Here is an 18572-nt window from a genome sequence, read left to right on the forward strand (position 1 = left end):
CCTGCCCCCTCCCCGATCGGAAAGGCGACCCATGGACCTGGTCCTGCGTGACGCGCTCGTCGTCGACGGCACCGGCACACCCTCCTACCGTGCCGATGTGGCCCTCGACGGCGGCCGCATAGCCGAGATCCACCCCGAGGGCTCCCCCGGCCCCCGCCCCACCGCCACCCGGACCGTGGACGCGGACGGCCTCGCGCTCGCCCCCGGCTTCATCGACATGCACGCCCACAGCGACCTGGCGCTGCTGCGCGACCCCGACCACAGCGCGAAGGCCGCGCAGGGCGTCACCCTGGAGGTGCTGGGCCAGGACGGGCTGTCGTACGCCCCGGCCGACGACCGCACCCTCGCCGAGGTCCGGCGCTCCATCACCGGCTGGAACGGCGACGGCAGCGACATCGACTTCGACTGGCGCACCGTCGGCGGCTATCTGGACCGCCTCGACCGGAACTTCGGCGGCCGGGGCATCGCGGTGAACGCCGCCTACCTCATCCCGCAGGGCACGGTCCGGATGTACGCGGTGGGCTGGGACGACCGGCCCGCCACCGACGCCGAACTGGCCCGGATGAAGGAGCTGGTGGACCAGGGCATGCGGGAGGGAGCGGTCGGCATGTCCTCGGGCCTCACCTACACGCCCGGGATGTACGCGGACGATGCCGAACTCACCGAGCTGTGCCGGGTGGTGGCCCGCCACGGCGGCTACTACTGCCCGCATCACCGCAGTTACGGGGCCGGTGCGCTGGAGGCGTACGAGGAGATGGTGCGGCTCACCCGCAGCGCCGGGTGCGCCCTGCATCTCGCCCACGCCACCATGAACTTCGGCGTGAACAAGGGCCGGGCCCCCGATCTCCTCGCCCTGCTCGACGGGGCGCTCGCCGCCGGGGCCGACATCTCGCTCGACACCTACCCGTACACCCCGGGCTGCACGACGCTGGTGGCCATGCTGCCGAGTTGGGCGAGCGAGGGCGGGCCGGACGCCATCCTCGCCCGGCTCGCGGACGCGGAGAGCACGGAGCGGATCCGGCACCACCTGGAGGTGCTGGGCTCGGACGGCTGCCACGGCGTGCCGATCGAGTGGGACACCATCGAGATCTCCGGCGTCGGCGCACCGCACCTGGCCGCGTACGTGGGGCGCACGGTGGCGGAGTCGGCGGCGCTGCGGGGCGAGGAGCCCTGGGTGACCGCCCGGCGGCTGCTCACCGAGGACCGGCTCGGGACGACGATCCTCCAGCACGTGGGCCACGAGGAGAACGTCCAGCAGATCATGCGGCACCCGGTGCACACCGGGGGCAGCGACGGCATCCTCCAGGGCGACAAGCCGCACCCCCGGGCGTACGGCACGTTCCCGCAGTATCTCGGCCGGTACGTCCGGGAGTTGGGCATCCTCTCGATGGAGGAGTGCGTCGCCCATCTGACCTCGCGCCCGGCGGCCCGGCTGCGGCTCACCGACCGGGGCCTGGTGCGCGAGGGGTACCGCGCGGACCTGGTGCTGTTCGACCCGGAGACGGTGGCGGCGGGCTCCACGTTCGAGGAGCCGCGCGTGCTCCCGGTCGGCATCCCGCATGTGCTGATCGACGGCCGGTTCGTCATCGAGGACGGCAGGCGGACCTCGGTGCTGGCGGGCCGGGCGGTCCGGGGAGCGGGGGCCGGGGCGGGGGCGGGGGCCGGGGCCGCCTGAGCGCTCCTCGCGACGTCTACGGAGCGTCCGCCGCGCGTTCCGCCGCCCAGGCGAGGTCCTCCTCGGTGGGGGCGTCGTCCTGGGTGAGCGCGCGGCGCCAGTAGCCGCTGAACTCGACGGCGGCCCTGGGCAGTCGGCGCTCCTCCACCAGATGGCGGCGGAGCGCCCGGACGGCGGAGGACTCGCCCGCCACCCAGGCCGCGTCCACCCCGTCGAGCTCCGGTCCCGCCTCCCGGACCGCCGCCACCAGCGAGCCGCCCCGGTCCCGGTGCACCCACCGGACCTCGGACCCACCGGCGGCGGACGGCAGCTCCCGCTCCTCCTCCGCCTCCGCCACCTCGGCGAAGACCACGGCCGCGGTTCCGGCGGGCAGCGCCTCCAGCACCGTGGCGATCGCCGGGAGCGCCGTCTCGTCCCCGGCGAGGAGCATCCGCCGGGCGGCGGGCAGCGGGCGGGCGTAGAGGGAGGACGGGCCGACCATGCCGAGGACGTCGCCGGCCCGGGCCGCCGCACCCCAGCGGGAGGCGGGGCCGCCGTCGCCGTGGAGCACGAAGTCCACGGTCATCACGTTGCGTCTCCGGTCGTAGGAGCGGACGGTGAAGCTGCGCATCCAGGGCCGCTCCGCCTCCGGAATCGCGAGGAACGCCTCGTACCAGCGCATGCCGTACGGGTCATCCGCGTCCGGCTCCGGCTCGGGCTCCGGCAGCCGGGGCACGGTCTGCCCGGCGCGCGGCAGGCAGAGCTTCAGCTGCTGGTCGGGGCGGTCCTCCAGCAGGCCGGGAAGTTCGTCGGCGGTGAAGCCGATCCTGGCCGTGGCGGGGGTGATCCGCTCGACGTCCGTGACCCGCACCCAGGTGACCGGCAGTGCCTGGCTCATCGTGCCCGACCTCTCTCCCACGCTGATAGCTTACGGCGTAATGGATTACCCGCCGGACGTTACTTTACGCCGTAAGGAGTCGCAAGTGGTGGTCTTCGCCGGGCAGGGCGACCCGCACCGTTCCCTCTCCCTCCTGTGGCGCGCGGACACCCCGCCCCCCACGCACGGCGCCCCGGGCCCCAAGCCCCGGTTGAGCGTCGACGCGATCGTGACGGCCGCCGTGGCGCTCGCGGACGCGGAGGGGATGGGGGCCCTGTCGATGCGCGCGGTCGGCGACCGGCTCGGGCGCACGGCGATGGCGCTCTACACCTACGTCCCCGGCAAGAGCGAGCTGCTGGACCTGATGTACGACGCCGTCCACGCCGAACTCCCCGCCGCCCGGCCGGAGCCGGCGGACTGGCGGGCGGCGCTCACCGCCTGGGCCGGGGAGATCCTGGAGTTCTACGTCCGGCACCCCTGGGTACTCCAGGTCTCGCAGGCGCGCCCGGTGCTGGGACCGCACGAGTACGCGGGCCTGGACGCGCTGGTCGTCCTGTTGCGGGCGACCGGCCTCGATGCGGGGTCGCTGCGGCGGCTGGTGGGGACCCTGTACCCGTATCTACGGGGGTCGGCGCAGGTGGTGGCCGACGCACGGCTGGCCGCGGCGGCGACCGGGAGTTCCGACGAGGAGTGGTGGGCGGCGCGCTCGGCGGCCCTGATGGAGCTGGTCCCCGACTTCGCGGAGCGGTTCCCCGCCGTGAGCCGGCTGGAGGCGGACGGGCCGGTGGAGCCGTACCCGGGGACGGGAGAGAGCTCGGGCGCGGGAGAGGGCGCGGGTACAGGAGAGGGCGCGGGCGCAGGAGAGGGCGCGGGGGCCATGCCGTATCCGGAGCGGGAGGCCCGGGAGGCGTTCCGGGTGGGGCTCGGGGTGCTGCTGGACGGGATCGAGGCGGCGCGCGCCCGGCGGCCCCGATAGTGCGCCCCGGGTTCAAGGGGTCGGGGCCGCCCGGCGCGCGCCGGATTCACCGTTGACCGCTGCCGTCGCTCCGGTTACGGCTTGGGCAGCGCACAGCCCTCACGGGTGAGGTCGATCGTGCTGCCGGCCCCGATGCACGGAACCATGTTGTACGTCTGCTGCGCGTAGTTGATGCCCTCGCGGACGGTCACCTCGCCGTTCTCGTCGACCTCGCACGGGTTGTTGTCCGTGCACTCCTGGCCGCTCTCGTTACCGGTGTTGTTGACGGCGACCACCTTGCCGGTGGCGTCGTCGATCACCGGCGAGCCGGACGTACCGCCGATGGTCCGGCACTCCGGGGTGTAGCGGACCGAGTCCTTCCAGGTCCACCGGCCCTCCTTGAGCTGGTGGACGAAGCCGTCGATGTCGCAGCTGTAGGTGCGCTTCCAGTAGCCGGAGGCGACCGTGACGGCGGTACCCGCAGTCGGGTGGGCGGTCTCCAGCTCCAGCGCCCGGATGCCGTAGTTGTTCTCGATCTGCTGGTAGGTGCTGGTGAGTTCGTAGAGCGAGAGATCGGTGTCGGTCATGGTGCCGTACGCGATCTTGCTCGCCTTCAGGGTGCCGACACCCCTGCCCGAGGCGTTGAGCAGGGTGAAGGTCCGGGAGGACGGCTGGTCGACCACGACCTCGCCGGGACCCGGGAAGCCGGACTCCATGCAGTGCCCGTTGGAGAGCACGAGGGCGGGGTCGGTGGGGGCGGCGTCGGGGGAACGGACGACCGAGCCCGAGCAGTTGCTGAGCGCTACGGTCCCGGCGAAGGTCACGGCCTTCGCCGCGGGGCCGGCCTTGGGCGCGGCTTCCTGTGTCTGCGGCGCGGGTGCGGCTGCGGCGACGGGCGCGGCACCCGCCCCCAGGAGCAGGGCAGCGAGAAACGCACCGACGAGAGGCTTGTTCATGTGGGGGTCCCCTCCAGTGATGCCAAGGGCCGGAGATCTTCCGGCTTTTGACATGCGCATGTTGGCGCAGATGTCAGGCCATCACAAGGGGCCCCTCGCCAGGGGCCGGTTCCGGGCGACAGCCGCAGCCGCGGCTGTCGCTACCTCAGCCCCGCCACGGCCTCGGGAGCGGCGCCGCTACGGGCCCGGGCCCCGGCGCCGACTCCGGCCTCGACCGCGACCGCGACTCCCGTATCGACTCCGGCCTCCTCCGCGCCGAGACAGCCGTCGTCTCGGGCCTCCTCCGCGTCGCGACGGATGTGGTCGCGCCCCCACTGCCCCAGCGGCTCCAGCGCGGCGTTCAGCGAGAGGCCCAGAGGGGTGAGCGAATACTCCACGCGCGGTGGCACTTCGGCATACACCTCGCGGTGCACGATGCCGTCGTCCTCCAACTCCTTGAGATGGGAGCTGAGCACCTTCTCGGTCACCCCGGTCACGGCCCGGCGCAGCTCACCGAAGCGGCAGGTCCGCTCGTTCAACGCCCACAGGATGAGCACCTTCCACTTGCCGCCGATCACGTCCATCGCCGCGTCGATCCCGCAGACGAAAGCCCCCGGCCTCCGTACGATCCGCATCGTCCCCCCTCCCCTGCCTGGTCGCCGGCCGCGAGGTGACCACCCACTCCGCAGTGGGTACTTGTCGCCCCCCGGCACCTTCGACCAGCCTAAGCGGCACGTCCGACAACCATGCCGCTTCCGCCCCGCCCGCCTCAGGTTTCCACCCCGTTCGCCTCAGGCTTCCGCCGCCTCCGCCTCCCTGGCGTACGTCACCGCTTGGAGGAGCGTCAGACCGGGTTCGGCCCGGCGCAGGACCTTGATGGCCTCCACGGAGCCCACCGGCCCCTCGTGTCCCGCGGCGGCGAGCCGCTGCCGCACCCACCGGCCGCGCAGCTCCGCGTCCGGGCGCGCGGCGGCGTCCTCGGCCAGGACGAGGGCATGCTCCAGTCCGGGGCGCTCGGAGTCCGTGGCGGTCTCCAGCGCGCGCCGGAGCCCGGCGACGACATCGGGGGCGTCTCGGAGGACGAGTACGGCGAGGGGCTGGGTTTTCCGGAACATGCTCATATGGCCACCGCTACCCGGCCCGGCCCGGCTCTCACCCGAGTTGAGCAATATCTGAGCGAGCCGCACCTCCCGCCACCTGCGCGGACCCGGGGTCCCGGGTCCCGGGACCGAGGCCGTGCGGTCGCGCACCTCGGTCCGTGGTCGGAGGCGCGCCCGCCCCCCGGCTGCGTACGGTCGGGGTATGACTCTCGACCTGGACGCGTATTTCGCCCGCATCGGCTGGACCGGAAAGCCCCGCCCCACGCTGGAGGTTCTGCGGTCCCTGCACCGCGCCCACCTGATCGGCATCCCGTTCGAGAACCTGGAGGCCGTCCTCGGCTCGGCCCCGTCACTGGCACTCGCCGACCTGGAGGCGAAGCTCGTGCACGGGGGGCGCGGCGGGTACTGCTACGAGCACAACACCCTCTTCTCCGCCGCGCTGAGGCAGATCGGCTTCTCCGTGACGCCGCTGACGGCCCGAGTGGTGCTGGGTGCCGCCCCGGGCGACATCCGGCCCCGTACGCACATGCTGATGCGGGTGGATGTGGCCGGCGAGCCGCACCCGTATCTGGCGGACGTCGGGTTCGGGGCGACCGGCGCCCTGCTGGAGCCGATCGAGCTGGTGGAGAACGCCGAGCTGTTCGACGCCCCGCGCCACCACCGGCTCGTCCACGTCGCGCACGACGGCCCGCTGCCGATGTGGGAGCTCCGGGCGGAGAAGGGCGGCTCGTGGGAGCCGCAGTACTCGTTCACCCTGGAGCCGTTCGAGGCGCCGGACTACGAGGTGATCAACTGGCACATCGCGACGCACCCGCGCTCGCCGTTCCGGCAGGCGGTGTACGCGCAGCGCACCCGGATCGGCTCCCACCTGGCACTGTCGGGGCTCGACCTGGTGGAGACGGCCGACGACGGCACGATCACGGAGCGGCAGCTGAGGGACGGCGACGAGGCGCTGCGGGTCCTGGCGGACGACTTCGGCATCCGGCTCCCGGAGGGCACGCGGCTGCCGGAGTGACGACCCGGCGGCCGGAACGGTCGCGCCGGCCCGGTCGGGCTCGGCACAGGGTCCCGGCCCCGGCGCGGGCACCCGCGTGGCGCATCTCACCCGTTCCGGCCGCCCACGCCCCGTTTCCAAGCCGCGACGCCGCCCCGACCGGGCGATCCCACGGTCCGGGGCGGCGGCGGGCATGGCGATGGAAGACGGGGCGGGCCGGGGAGGCTCCCCGAAGGGAGTACGCCGGGAGCAATCCCCGCGCACCTCGCGAAACGCCGCCGTAAGCTCGCGGACATGCAGGTCATCCAGTCCACGAAGCTCTCCAACGTCTGTTACGAGATCCGGGGTCCCGTGCTGGAGGAGGCGATGCGGCTGGAAGCGGCCGGTCAGCGCATCCTCAAGCTGAACACGGGCAACCCCGCCGCGTTCGGGTTCGAGTGCCCGCCGGAGATTCTCGAGGACATCCTGCGCAACGTCGCGGGCGCGCACGGTTACGGTGACGCGAAGGGCCTGCTGTCCGCGCGCCGCGCGGTGGTGCAGCACTACCAGACCAAGGGGATCGACCTCGACGTCGAGGACATCTACCTGGGCAACGGCGTCTCCGAGCTGATCCAGATGTCGATGCAGGCGCTGCTGGACGACGGCGACGAGGTGCTCGTACCGGCCCCCGACTATCCGCTGTGGACCGCCTCCGTCTCGCTGGCGGGCGGGACGGCCGTGCACTACCGGTGCGACGAGCAGGCCGACTGGATGCCGGACCTCGCGGACATCGAGCGGAAGATCACCGACCGCACCAAGGCCCTGGTGATCATCAACCCGAACAACCCGACCGGTGCGGTGTACGACGACGAGATGCTGCGCGGTCTCGCCGAGATCGCCCGGCGGCACAACCTGATCGTCTGTTCCGACGAGATCTACGACCGGATCCTCTACGACGGCGCGACCCACACCCCGACGGCGGCGCTGGCCCCGGATCTCATGGTGCTGACCTTCAACGGGCTCTCCAAGAACTACCGGGTGGCCGGCTACCGCTCCGGCTGGATGGCCGTCTGCGGACCGAAGGCGCACGCCACCTCGTACATCGAGGGGCTGACGATCCTCGCCAACATGCGGCTCTGCGCCAACATGCCCTCGCAGCACGCGGTGGCCACCGCGCTCGGCGGCCGGCAGTCGATCCAGGACCTGGTGCTGCCGGGCGGCCGGATCCTGGAGCAGCGGGATGTGGCGTACGACCTGCTGACCTCGATCCCCGGGGTGACCTGTGTGAAGCCGAAGGGGGCGCTGTACCTCTTCCCCCGGCTCGACCCCAAGGTCTACAAGATCAAGGACGACCGGCAGATGGTGCTGGACCTGCTGCGGGCCGAGAAGATCATGGTCGTGCACGGCACCGGCTTCAACTGGCCCGAGCCCGATCACTTCCGGATCGTCACGCTGCCGACGGTCGAGGACCTGACCGACGCGGTGACCCGGATCGGTACCTTCCTGGACGGTTACGGCCAGCCCTAGGGTCTTTCGTTTGGATCATGTCGGGGGGGCGGAGGACCACCACCCCTCCGGAACGTGCACAACTTTAGACTCATTCCAATGTAGGATGGATCCACGCACCATCGGGAGGCCATCCATGTACGAGCCGATCCGCAGCCCCTCGGTCCACACCCCGGCCGACGAAGCGGACTTTCCGCACCGCAGCCGCGAGGAGGAGCTGGACATCCAGCTCGCCGGGCACCTGGCCGCCCTCCTCGCGGTCACCGACGAGCTGGGCCTGGCCCCGGCGGGCGACCGGATCGCCGAGCAGGTGGCCCGGCTGCGCGGCGCCCCGCCCGCCCGGCACGCCGGCCTGACCGAAGCCGCCCCCGCAGCCCTCCACCGCCGCGCGCACGCCCTCGCGGGCCGCGCCCTGCTGGTGGCGGCGTCCCGCGCCGACACGACCGCCGCCATCCTCTCCGCGCTACGGATGGACGCCCACACGGCGGCCCTCGCCGACCCCGCCCTCTCCGGGCAGCTGGTCGGCGCCCACTGACGGCCCCGGTCCGCGTGCCGTCGAGGCGCGCGGACCGGGTGCCACGGCCCTGCTCCGCCGGGGCCGTTGCGTTCTGGGATGACCCCTTCATCTTCCGTCCACCCAACTCGGTCCGGAATGTGGGTTTCCGCGAGCACGCTGCGCGGGTGAGACGCATCGTGGGAATCGTCCTGGCGGTCGTGCTGATCGCCGGTGTGGCAGCGGCCGTCGCCCTGGGCCGCGACAGCGGGGACAGCGGCACCGCCGTGAGGACCGTGCGCGGAGTGATCGGGTCGGAGAAGGCCGAGTTCTTCGCCGACCCCGACACCGTGAAGGCCCTCGCGGACAAGGGGTTCACCGTTCGGACGGAGACCTCCGGGTCCTGGGCGATGGACCGACTGCCCCTGAAGGGCCACGACTTCGCCTTCCCCGGCTCCAAGGCCCCGGCCGACGAGCTGCGTCGGGGAGCCGATGCCCTGGGCGGCCCGCTGCGGCCGTTCTACTCGCCGCTCGTCGTGGTGGCCCACCGCAACGCGGCCGAGGTCCTCGCGGACAACGGGCTGGCCCGGCTCCGGGCCGCCGGCGGGTCGAAGTTCACCACGCAGGGGACACTGCTCATGGGCCCCTACCTCGCGGCGGCCGAGGACGACCGGACCTGGCAGCAGCTCGAGGGAGCCTCCGGTCACGCCGAGTTGAGCGGCACGGTGTTCATCACGAGCACCGACCCCGTCACCTCCAACTCCGGCGCGCTCTACCTCGCCGCCGCCTCCTACGTCGCCGACGGCGGCCGGGTCGCCGCGGACGCGAAGTCCGTGGAGCGCACCGCACCCCTCATGCGCAAGCTCGTCCAGGTACAGGGCGCGCAGCAGACGAGCAGCGACGCACCGTTCCGCGACTTCATCAGCGGAGTGGGCAACCCCCTCGTGCTGGTCTACGAGTCGCAGGTGGCGTCGCTCCTGATGAGCAGTCAGCGGCAGGAGATCGGCGACCTCGTCGTCCTCTACCCGGACACCACGGTGTCCAGCGACCACACCCTCGTACCGCTGACGGACCACGGCCGTGAGCTCGGCGAGCTGCTGGCCACCGACGCCGGGCTGCGGAAGCTGGCGGTACGGCACGGCTTCCGGCCCCAGGGCGCGGCGGCCGAGTTCATCACCGCGACCGCGGATCACACCGCCTACATCGACCAGCGGCTGACCGGCGTACGCCAGGCACCCGTGCCCACCGCGGAGGTGCTGCGCTCGATGGCACGGCGGGCGCGCGGCTGACGACGCCCGGCCCCGCGGCACGCGCCCTGTCCCCCGGTATCGCACCCGCAGCACAGGAGACCTCCACCATGCCTCAGAACGCCGGATCCCAGAATGCCGGATCTCAGAACGTCGGGCCCCAGGACGCCGGATCCCAGCACACCGGACCCCAGTACCCTCGACAGCCGTACGACCCGCCGACCACCCCGCTCGTGCTCACCCCGCCCGCACCCGTCACCCCCATCCGCGCCGAGCAGGCCGCCGGGCTCGTCCCGGTCGCGGAGGCCGTGCGCGCCGACCTGGTCCGGCGCGCCGAGGAGTACGTCGAGAGCCTCGCCGAACTCGACGCCCGCTCCCCCGAATTCGGCGCCCGGGTCGGCGAGATCGCCGCGCTCGGGCAGGGCGACATCCGCGGCGCCGCCCAGCAGTCCAACCGGATGCTGGACCGCACCGTCCGCGCGCTCGCCTCCGGCGAGGGCGACGCCCCGGCCCGGGTGGGGGCCTCGCTGGTCGAGCTGCGCCGCACGGTGGAGGACCTCGATCCGCGCGACACCCCGGGACGCGGGGCCCGTCGGCTGCTGTCCCGGCTGCCGGGCGGGCGCCGGCTGCGCGACCACGTCGCGAAGTACGCCTCCGCCAGGGGGACTCTCGACCGGATCGTCGGTTCGCTCCGCGGCGGCCAGGACGAACTGCGGCGCGACAACGCCGCGTTGCACACCGAGCGCACCCGCCTCTGGGAATCCATGGGCAAGCTCCAGGAGTACGCGGTGCTCACCGAGGCCCTCGACGGCGTGGTGGAACGGCGCGTCGCGGAGGCCGAGGCGGCGGGCGAGACGGCGCGGGCGGACGCGCTGCGGGCCGACGTCCTCTTTCCCGTGCGGCAGAAACACCAGGACCTGCTGACCCAGATCGCGGTCTGTGCCCAGGGGTACCTGGCGATGGACGTCGTGCGGCGCAACAACGACGAGCTGATCAAGGGCGTCGACCGGGCGGCCACCACCACCGTGTCCGCGCTGCGGATCGCGGTGATGCTGTCCTCGGCGCTGGAGAACCAGCGCCGGGTCACCGAGCAGGTGCAGGTGCTGCGCTCGACCACCGAGGACCTCATCCGGGGCAACGCGGAGATGCTCGCCACGCAGAGCGGGGAGATCCAGCGCATCGCGGCCGACCCCGCGGTCGGCGTCGAGACCCTGCGCACCGCGTTCGGGCAGATCTACGCGACGCTCGACGCCATCGACACGTACAAGGCGCGGGCGACCGGCGCCATGGCGGCCACCGTGGAGTCACTGACCACCGAACTCCAGCAGGCCGGCGTCCGGTTGGAGCGCAGCCGCGCGACGGACGCAACGCTGGACGGGGGCCGCTCATGAACAGCCGCGCGGCGGATCCGGCACTGGACGGGGGCCACTCATGAACAGCCACGCGACGGATGCAACGCCGGACGGGGGCCACTCATGAACAGCCGGCCGAAGAAGGGCTCCCCGGTCCGGCGCGCGTTCCTCACGCTGCTGGCCGCGGCCCTGATCGCCCCGCTCGCCGCCTGCACGACGGACCGGGACCACGGGCGGGACACCGGCCGGGGCGGCGACGACGGGCGGCCCCGCACGGGGACCGTCCGAGTGCTGGCCTCCAGCGAACTCAGCGACATGGAACCCCTGTTGGAGAAGGCGCGCGAGGCGACGGGGATCACCGTGCGGCCGACCTGGGCGGGCACGCTGGACGCCGTGGAGCGCCTGGCGTCCGGGAAGGCGGACGGGGCGTTCGACGCGGTGTGGCTGTCGTCCAACGACTATCTGCGGCTCGACCCGGAGGCCGCCCGCAGGATCGCCTCCGAGACCCCGCTGATGGCCTCTCCGGTCGCCCTCGGGGTGCGGCCCGAGACCGTACGCCGGCTCGGCTGGGATGCCGGGACGGTCAGCTGGGCACAGGTCCACCGGGCGGTCGCGGCCGGGGACCTGACGTACGGGATGACCGACCCGAGCCGCTCCAACTCCGGTTTCGCCGCGCTGATCTCGGTGGCGTCCGGGCTCTCCGGCGCACAGGCGGCGCTCACCGACGCCGACGTCCGCGAGGCCGGGCCGAAGCTGAAGGAGTTCTTCGCCGGGCAGCGGCTGACCTCCGGCTCCTCGGGGTGGCTGGCCTCCGCGTACGCCCGGCGCTCCACAGTGGACGCGCTGATCAACTACGAGTCGGTGCTGCTGTCCCTGAACCGGGACACCGGCGCCGGGCTGACGGTGATCCGCCCCCGCGACGGGGTGGTGACCGCCGACTACCCGCTGAGCGCCCTCACCGGGGCCACACCCGACGCCCGGGACGCCGTGCGCACCCTGACCGAGCACTTCCGGTCCACCGCCGTGCAGCGGGAGATCACCGCGCTGACGCTGCGCCGGCCGGTCGTCGCCGGCGCGCGCCCCGCCGATCCGCTCTCCCCCGAGCAGCGCCGCGAGCTGCCCTTCCCCGGTACGCGGTCGGTCGCGGACGGGCTGCTGTCCTCGTACGAGCACCGGCTGCGGCGGCCGTCGCGGACCGTGTACGTGCTGGACACCTCGGGGTCGATGGAGGGCGCGCGGCTGGCCCGGCTGAAGTCCGCGCTCAACGGGCTGACCGGCGGCTTCCGGGAGCGCGAACAGGTCACGCTGCTGCCGTTCGGGTCCTCCGTCAAACAGGTCCGCACGCACACCGTCGACCCGGCGGACCCGAAGGCGGGCCCGGCGGCGATCCGGGCGGACACCGCGGCGCTGACGGCCGAGGGGGACACCGCGATCTACTCGTCGCTCGCCGCCGCCTACGACCACCTCGGCCCGGACACCGAGTCCGCGTTCACCTCCATCGTGCTGATGACGGACGGCGAGAACACGGCGGGACGGTCGGCGGCGGAGTTCGCGGCGTTCTACCGGGCGCTGCCCGCCGCCCGTCGGGTCACCCCGGTGTTCCCGATCGTCTTCGGCGACTCCGACCGCTCGGAACTGGAGTCGATCGCGGCTCTGACCGGCGGCCGGCTCTTCGACGGGACGAAGGAGGAGGGTCCCGGTTCGCTGGACGGGGCGTTCGAGGAGCTCCGTGGCTACCAGTAGGAGCAGGAGCAGGGGCGGTACCAGGAGGAGCAGGGGCGCAGGCCGATCCGTGGCGGCCCGGGTCGTCGGCTATCTGGAATCGACCCGGAATCTGACCGGTGGCGCCGCGGCCCTCGTCGGTCTCGTCCTCACCTTCACCGGGTTCGCCGGGGCGTACTGGCCGGTGGTGGTCGGCGGGCTGTACGGGGCGGGCGCGCTGCTCGCCCCGCCGCCCCGGCCGCCCGCCCCCGCGTTCGATGACCCGTCGTCCCGGCTGGACGAACTCCGGGCCGACCTGGTGACCCTGCGGGCGTATCTGGACCGGGTGGACCTGCCGGCCGCCGCAACGGAACGGCTCACCGCGCTGACCGGCCTGCTGGACGGGCTGCTGGCCCCCGGCTGGGCCGCGGAGGCGCTGGCGGACGATCCGGAGGGCCTGCACGTGGTGGCGCGGGCGGTGCGCAGGGACGTTCCGGAGTCCGTCGACGCGTATCTGCGGACCCGGTGGTGGACGCGGCTCGCGCCGGGCGCGCGGGCTCCGGAGGAGGAGCTGGAGCGGCAGGTGGAGCTGCTGCACGGGGAGGCCGAGGGGCTGGTGGACGGGTTGCGGGAGGCGGAGGAGCTGCGCCAGCGGTCCCACACCAAGTACCTGGAGGACCGGGGCGGGGGCGGCCTGCGGCGCACGCCTCCCGCGGGAATGGGGCGGCCCCCGGAACCGTGAGGGGGTTCCGGGGGCCGGGAGGGTGTCCTTGGTCGGGGACAGGCCCTCCGGGGCTGTCGGCGAGGACGGGCCCCGTACCGCGGCGGGTCGTTCGGCCCCACAGGTCAGGGCGGATGTCCGACGGACCCGGCCGCGGGGTTCGGTGGGGTTGCCGGGCTCAGCCCAGGCGCTTCACCAGGGCGTGGTACTCGTCCCACAGCTCCTTGGGCGTGTGGTCGCCGAAGGTGTTGAGGTGCTCGGGGACCAGGGCGGCCTCCTCGCGCCAGACCTCCTTGTCGACCGTGAGGAGGAAGTCGAGGTCGGCCTCGGAGAGGTCCAGGCCCTCGGTGTCGAGCGCGCCCTTGGCCGGCAGGATGCCGATCGGGGACTCGACGCCCTCGCCCTTGCCCTCCAGTCGCTCCACGATCCACTTCAGGACGCGGCTGTTCTCGCCGAAGCCGGGCCAGACGAACTTGCCCGCCTCGTTCTTGCGGAACCAGTTGACGTAGTAGATCTTCGGGAGCTTCGACTGATCGGCCTTGTCGGCGCCCACCTTGACCCAGTGGTTCATGTAGTCGCCCATGTTGTAGCCGCAGAACGGCAGCATGGCGAACGGGTCGCGGCGCAGCTCGCCGACCTTGCCCTCGGCGGCGGCGGTCTTCTCGGAGGCGACGTTGGCCCCGAGGAAGACGCCGTGCTGCCAGTCGAAGGACTCGGTGACCAGCGGGACGGCGGAGGCGCGGCGACCGCCGAAGAGGATCGCGGAGATCGGCACGCCCTTGGGGTCCTCCCACTCGGGCGCGATGATCGGGCACTGTCCGGCGGGGACGGTGAAGCGGGCGTTGGGGTGGGCGGCGGGCGTGCCGGACTCGGGGGTCCAGTCGTTGCCCTTCCAGTCGGTGAGGTGCGCGGGCGCCTCCTCGGTCATGCCCTCCCACCAGACGTCGCCGTCGTCGGTGAGCGCCACGTTGGTGAAGACGGAGTTGCCCCACATGGTCTTCATGGCGTTGGCGTTGGTGTGCTCGCCGGTGCCGGGCGCGACGCCGAAGAAGCCGGCCTCGGGGTTGATCGCGTAGAGGCGGCCGTCCTCGCCGAACCGCATCCAGGCGATGTCGTCGCCGATGGTCTCCACGGTCCAGCCGGGGATGGTCGGCTCCAGCATGGCGAGGTTGGTCTTGCCGCAGGCCGAGGGGAACGCGGCCGCAATGTACTTGGGGGCCTCGCCCTCACCGCGCGGCGGCGTGAGCTTCAGGATGAGCATGTGCTCGGCGAGCCAGCCCTCGTCGCGGGCCATGACGGAGGCGATGCGCAGGGCGTAGCACTTCTTGCCGAGCAGGGCGTTGCCGCCGTAGCCGGAGCCGTACGACCAGATCTCGCGGTCCTCGGGGAAGTGCGAGATGTACTTGGTGGTGTTGCAGGGCCACGGGACGTCCTGCTCGCCTTCGGCCAGGGGGGCGCCGAGGGTGTGGACGGCCTTCACGAAGAAGCCGTCGGTGCCCAGCTCGTCCAGGACGGCCTGGCCCATGCGGGTCATGGTGCGCATGGAGACGGCGACGTACGCGGAGTCGGTGATCTCGACGCCGATCGCGGAGAGCGGCGAGCCGACGGGCCCCATGCAGAAGGGCACGACGTACATGGTGCGGCCGCGCATGGACCCGCGGAAGACACCGTCTCCACCGGTGAAGACGTCCCGCATCTCGGCGGGGTCCTTCCAGTGATTGGTCGGACCCGCGTCGTTCTCCTCCTTGGAGCAGATGAACGTACGGTCCTCGACGCGGGCGACATCGTTCGGGTCGGACGCGGCGTAGTACGAGTTCGGCCGCTTGATCTCGTCCAGCTTGGTGAACGTGCCCTTGGCCACGAGCTCCCCGCACAGGCGCTCGTACTCGGCCTCGGAGCCGTCGCACCAGACCACCCGGTCCGGCTGGGTGATCGCTGCGATCTCGTCGACCCAGGAGACCAGCTCCTGGTGGTGGGTGGGGACAGTGAGGGGAGCCGCGATGTCGCGCGCCACGATCGCTCCTAGTTGAGGGTGTCAGTTGTCGAGGGGCCCCGTGGGGGCTGCGACCCGGATGCTTCGTACCCTTCGAATTCCCCTGGCGCTCATCCGGTGCCGACTGCACTCATTTGATCATCCGGCCGTTCCGCCCATATGTCCAGGGGGGCTCACACGTGAGCATCGCCACTCATTTGCGCCCCAAATCCACTACTTACGGTGGCGTAGGTAGCATGCGGATATGACTGACGCCGCCGCTAGCGCGCAGACCCCGGGCCCCGTCGTACTCGACCCCGTCCCCGTCAAACCGCGTATGCGCGGCTGGCTGCACGCCGGAATGTTCCCAGCGGTGGTGATCGCGGGGATCACCCTGATCGCCCTGACCGACAGCACGGTGGGCCGGATCGCCTGCGGCGTCTACGTTCTCAGCGCCTGTCTGCTGTTCGGCGTCAGCGCGGTCTACCACCGCGGCACCTGGGGGCCGCGCGGCGAGGCGGTGCTCCGCCGCCTGGACCACGCGAACATCTTCCTGATCATCGCGGGCACCTACACCCCGCTGACGCTGCTCCTGCTCCCCGAGTCCACCGCCCGGCCCCTGCTGTGGGCGGTCTGGGCGGCCGCGGCGGCGGGCATCGCGTTCCGGGTGTTCTGGGTCGGCGCACCGCGCTGGCTCTACACCCCGTGCTACATCGCGATGGGCTGGGCGGCGGTCTTCTTCCTGCCCGACTTCATGCGGACCGGCGGCATCGCGGTTCTGGTCCTCGTCGTGGTCGGCGGGCTGCTGTACAGCGCGGGCGGTGTGATCTACGGGATCAAGAAGCCGAACCCGTCGCCGCGCTGGTTCGGCTTCCACGAGGTCTTCCACTCACTGACGCTGGCGGCCTTCGTCGCGCACTACGTGGGCATCTCGATGGTGGCGTACCAGCACGGATGAGCACGGAGGGGGTACGGGGGGGGGAGGGGCCGGTCGCATCGCCGACCGGCCCCTCCCCTTCTGCTCACAGGCGGGACTTTCGAAAGACGCCTAGCCGCCCAGCTTCGCCGCCAGCTCACCGGCGTCGGTCGTCGGCGCGTCGCACACGAAGTGCCGGCAGACGTACGCGGTCGGCTCCCCGCCCACCGGCGGCCGGTCCACCAGCAGCGGGAACTCGGCCCCCGCCCCCGGACCCTCGCCGGCCGCGACCACCGCGCCCGGGGCACGCCCCAGCAGCGCCGTCCGGTGCAGCTCCCCGCCGACCGGCCCGGCGACGGCGACCTCACGGGGCCCGTCCAGCAGCGCCTCGGCCACCGCGAGGCCCCAGCCGACGAACCGGGGCACGCGCGGCCCCAGCGCCTTCACCACACCGAGCGCGCCCTCGGCAGCCGTTCGGTGGGCCTCGGACCCGGTGTACGCGGCGTACGAGAGCAGCGCGCCGGCGGCTGCCGTCCACCCGGACGGGGTGGCGCTGTCGGTGGGGTCCTGGGGCCGGCGGATGAGCTGCTCGGCGTCGTGCGCGGTGTCGTAGAGCTGCCCGCCCTCGCCGGTGAACTGCTCCAGCACGATGTCCAGCAGGAACCCGGCGAACTCCAGCCAGGCGCCCTCCCCGGTCACCGCCGCCAGCGCGAGGAAACCCTCCGCGACATCGGCGTAGTCCTCCAGCACCCCGGCGTTGTCGCCGGCGCGCCCGTCCTTGGACGTGCGGGTCAGCCGGGCCACCTCGCCCAGGTGCACCCGGACCAGCAGGTCGGCGGCCTCGGTGGCGCGCTCGACCAGGTCGGGCCGGTCGAAGTAGGCGCCGGTCTCGGCGAGCGCGGCGATGGCGAGCCCGTTCCAGGCGGCGACCACCTTGTCGTCCAGCCCCGGGCGCGGCCGCTCCTCGCGGGCCGCCAGCAGCCGGGTCCGTACGTCCGCGACCCGGGCGGCGTCCACGGGCCCCGTGTTCCCCGGCAGCCGGAGCACGGAGGACCCCTCCTCGAACGTCCCCTCCTCCGTCACCCCGAAGTACGCGGCGGCGAAGGCGGCGTCGTCCTCGCCCAGCACCTCACGGAGCTGGGCGGGCGTCCACACGTAGAAGGCGCCCTCGACGTGCCTGCCGTCTTCGTCCTCGCTGTCCGCGTCCAGCGCGGAGGCGAAGCCGCCCTCGGCGGTCCGCAGCTCCCGGACCATGAAGTCGGCGGTCTCCAGGGCGATCCGCCGGGCCTCGTCCGACCCGGTGGTACGCCACAGATGGGCGTACACGCGGCAGAGCAGCGCATTGTCGTACAGCATCTTCTCGAAGTGCGGCACCACCCACTCCCGGTCCACGGAGTAGCGCGCGAAGCCTCCGCCGAGCTGGTCGTAGATCCCGCCCCGGGCCATCGCCGAACAGGTGTCGGCGGCCATCTGGAACGCCCCCTCCGCCCCCGTACGGGCGTAGTGCCGCAGCAGGAACTCCACCGCCATGGACGGCGGGAACTTGGGCGCGCCCCCGAACCCGCCGTGCTGTTCGTCGTACTCCCGGGTCAGCCCGAGCAGCGCCTGCGCGGTCTCCTGCTCCCCCGGCACCCCGTCACCACCGTGCACCAGCGAACGCCCCGCCAGGTCCGCGACGATCCGCCCGGCGACCTCGGCGACCTCCTCGCGCCGGTCGGTCCAGGCGGCCACCACACCTTCCAGGACCTGCTGGAAGGAGGGCGAGCCGTGCCGGGCCTCGGGCGGGAAATAGGTCCCGAAGTAGAAGGGTTCGGCGTCCGGCGTGAGGAAGACGGTCATCGGCCACCCGCCGTGCCCGGTCGCGGCCTGGACGGCCTCCATGTAGACGGCGTCGACGTCGGGCCGCTCCTCCCGGTCGACCTTCACCGGCACGAAGTGCTCGTTGAGGTAGGCGGCGACGGTCTCGTCCTCGAACGACTCGTGCGCCATCACATGGCACCAGTGGCAGCTGGCGTACCCGACGCTGAGCAGCACGGGCACATCCCGTTCTCTGGCCGCCTCAAAGGCCTCGGGCGACCAGGGCCACCAGTCGACGGGATTGTCGGCGTGCTGGCGGAGGTACGGGGAGGTGGTCTGCGCAAGTCGGTTGGCCATGGGCCCAATCCTCGCG

16 protein-coding genes are annotated in these 18572 nt (G+C 72.7%); 10 read left to right on the forward strand and 6 right to left on the reverse strand.

Annotated elements, in window-relative coordinates; all coding sequences use genetic code 11:
• Nucleotides 1-31: 31 nt before the first annotated feature.
• On the forward strand, nucleotides 32-1675 hold the full coding sequence (locus N7925_RS11970; RefSeq protein ID WP_274343847.1) for an N-acyl-D-amino-acid deacylase family protein: 1644 nt from the start codon (nucleotides 32-34) through the stop codon (nucleotides 1673-1675).
• A 16-nt stretch (nucleotides 1676-1691) separates the two neighbouring features.
• Here N7925_RS11970 and N7925_RS11975 read toward each other — a convergent pair whose 3' ends face one another.
• A complete protein-coding gene (locus N7925_RS11975; RefSeq protein WP_274343848.1) occupies nucleotides 1692-2552 on the reverse strand; it encodes a siderophore-interacting protein in 861 nt (286 codons plus the stop codon).
• Between the two features lie 85 nt (nucleotides 2553-2637).
• Between N7925_RS11975 and N7925_RS11980 the strand changes: the two genes are divergently transcribed.
• Nucleotides 2638-3507, forward strand: coding sequence for a TetR/AcrR family transcriptional regulator (locus tag N7925_RS11980; RefSeq protein ID WP_274343849.1), 870 nt, complete (start codon nucleotides 2638-2640; stop codon nucleotides 3505-3507).
• 74 nt (nucleotides 3508-3581) lie between these two features.
• Here the strand turns inward: N7925_RS11980 and N7925_RS11985 are convergent, their stop codons facing one another.
• From N7925_RS11985 to N7925_RS11995, 3 genes are all read right to left on the reverse strand, one after another.
• A complete protein-coding gene (locus N7925_RS11985; RefSeq protein WP_274343850.1) occupies nucleotides 3582-4442 on the reverse strand; it encodes a S1 family peptidase in 861 nt (286 codons plus the stop codon).
• Between the two features lie 140 nt (nucleotides 4443-4582).
• Complete coding sequence (locus N7925_RS11990) at nucleotides 4583-5056, reverse strand: winged helix-turn-helix transcriptional regulator (protein WP_274343851.1); 474 nt, start codon at nucleotides 5054-5056, stop codon at nucleotides 4583-4585.
• A gap of 156 nt (nucleotides 5057-5212) precedes the next feature.
• Nucleotides 5213-5542, reverse strand: coding sequence for a hypothetical protein (locus N7925_RS11995; protein ID WP_274343852.1), 330 nt, complete (start codon nucleotides 5540-5542; stop codon nucleotides 5213-5215).
• A gap of 181 nt (nucleotides 5543-5723) precedes the next feature.
• On the opposite strand from N7925_RS11995, the gene N7925_RS12000 reads away from it, so the two are divergent.
• From N7925_RS12000 to N7925_RS12030, 7 genes are all read left to right on the forward strand, one after another.
• Nucleotides 5724-6536 (forward strand): arylamine N-acetyltransferase family protein, encoded by an 813-nt coding sequence (locus tag N7925_RS12000; protein WP_265599646.1) that lies wholly within the window; start codon nucleotides 5724-5726, stop codon nucleotides 6534-6536.
• Between the two features lie 273 nt (nucleotides 6537-6809).
• Nucleotides 6810-8021: a pyridoxal phosphate-dependent aminotransferase gene (locus N7925_RS12005; protein WP_265599647.1), complete on the forward strand. Its 1212-nt coding sequence runs from the start codon at nucleotides 6810-6812 to the stop codon at nucleotides 8019-8021.
• Nucleotides 8022-8136: 115 nt separating this feature from the next.
• The gene (locus tag N7925_RS12010; protein WP_265599648.1) at nucleotides 8137-8535 is read left to right on the forward strand and encodes an SCO4983 family protein; all 399 of its coding nucleotides are present in this window, start codon (nucleotides 8137-8139) and stop codon (nucleotides 8533-8535) included.
• A gap of 158 nt (nucleotides 8536-8693) precedes the next feature.
• Complete coding sequence (locus tag N7925_RS12015) at nucleotides 8694-9782, forward strand: hypothetical protein (RefSeq protein WP_416222982.1); 1089 nt, start codon at nucleotides 8694-8696, stop codon at nucleotides 9780-9782.
• Between the two features lie 68 nt (nucleotides 9783-9850).
• Nucleotides 9851-11131, forward strand: a complete 1281-nt coding sequence (locus tag N7925_RS12020; RefSeq protein WP_274343853.1) for a toxic anion resistance protein — start codon at nucleotides 9851-9853, stop codon at nucleotides 11129-11131.
• Nucleotides 11132-11215: 84 nt separating this feature from the next.
• Nucleotides 11216-12835: a substrate-binding domain-containing protein gene (locus N7925_RS12025; protein ID WP_274343854.1), complete on the forward strand. Its 1620-nt coding sequence runs from the start codon at nucleotides 11216-11218 to the stop codon at nucleotides 12833-12835.
• Between the two features lie 49 nt (nucleotides 12836-12884).
• Complete coding sequence (locus N7925_RS12030; protein ID WP_265599652.1) at nucleotides 12885-13535, forward strand: hypothetical protein; 651 nt, start codon at nucleotides 12885-12887, stop codon at nucleotides 13533-13535.
• A 157-nt stretch (nucleotides 13536-13692) separates the two neighbouring features.
• On the opposite strand, the gene N7925_RS12035 is transcribed toward N7925_RS12030, so the two are convergent.
• A complete protein-coding gene (locus N7925_RS12035; protein WP_274343855.1) occupies nucleotides 13693-15528 on the reverse strand; it encodes a phosphoenolpyruvate carboxykinase (GTP) in 1836 nt (611 codons plus the stop codon).
• 223 nt (nucleotides 15529-15751) lie between these two features.
• On the opposite strand from N7925_RS12035, the gene trhA reads away from it, so the two are divergent.
• Nucleotides 15752-16444, forward strand: coding sequence for a PAQR family membrane homeostasis protein TrhA (gene trhA / locus N7925_RS12040; RefSeq protein WP_265599654.1), 693 nt, complete (start codon nucleotides 15752-15754; stop codon nucleotides 16442-16444).
• A 90-nt stretch (nucleotides 16445-16534) separates the two neighbouring features.
• Here trhA and N7925_RS12045 read toward each other — a convergent pair whose 3' ends face one another.
• On the reverse strand, nucleotides 16535-18556 hold the full coding sequence (locus tag N7925_RS12045) for a thioredoxin domain-containing protein (RefSeq protein WP_274343856.1): 2022 nt from the start codon (nucleotides 18554-18556) through the stop codon (nucleotides 16535-16537).
• Between the last annotated feature and the right edge of the window lie 16 nt (nucleotides 18557-18572).

The organism is Streptomyces sp. CA-278952, assembly GCF_028747205.1.
Taxonomy (GTDB): Bacteria; Actinomycetota; Actinomycetes; order Streptomycetales; family Streptomycetaceae; genus Streptomyces.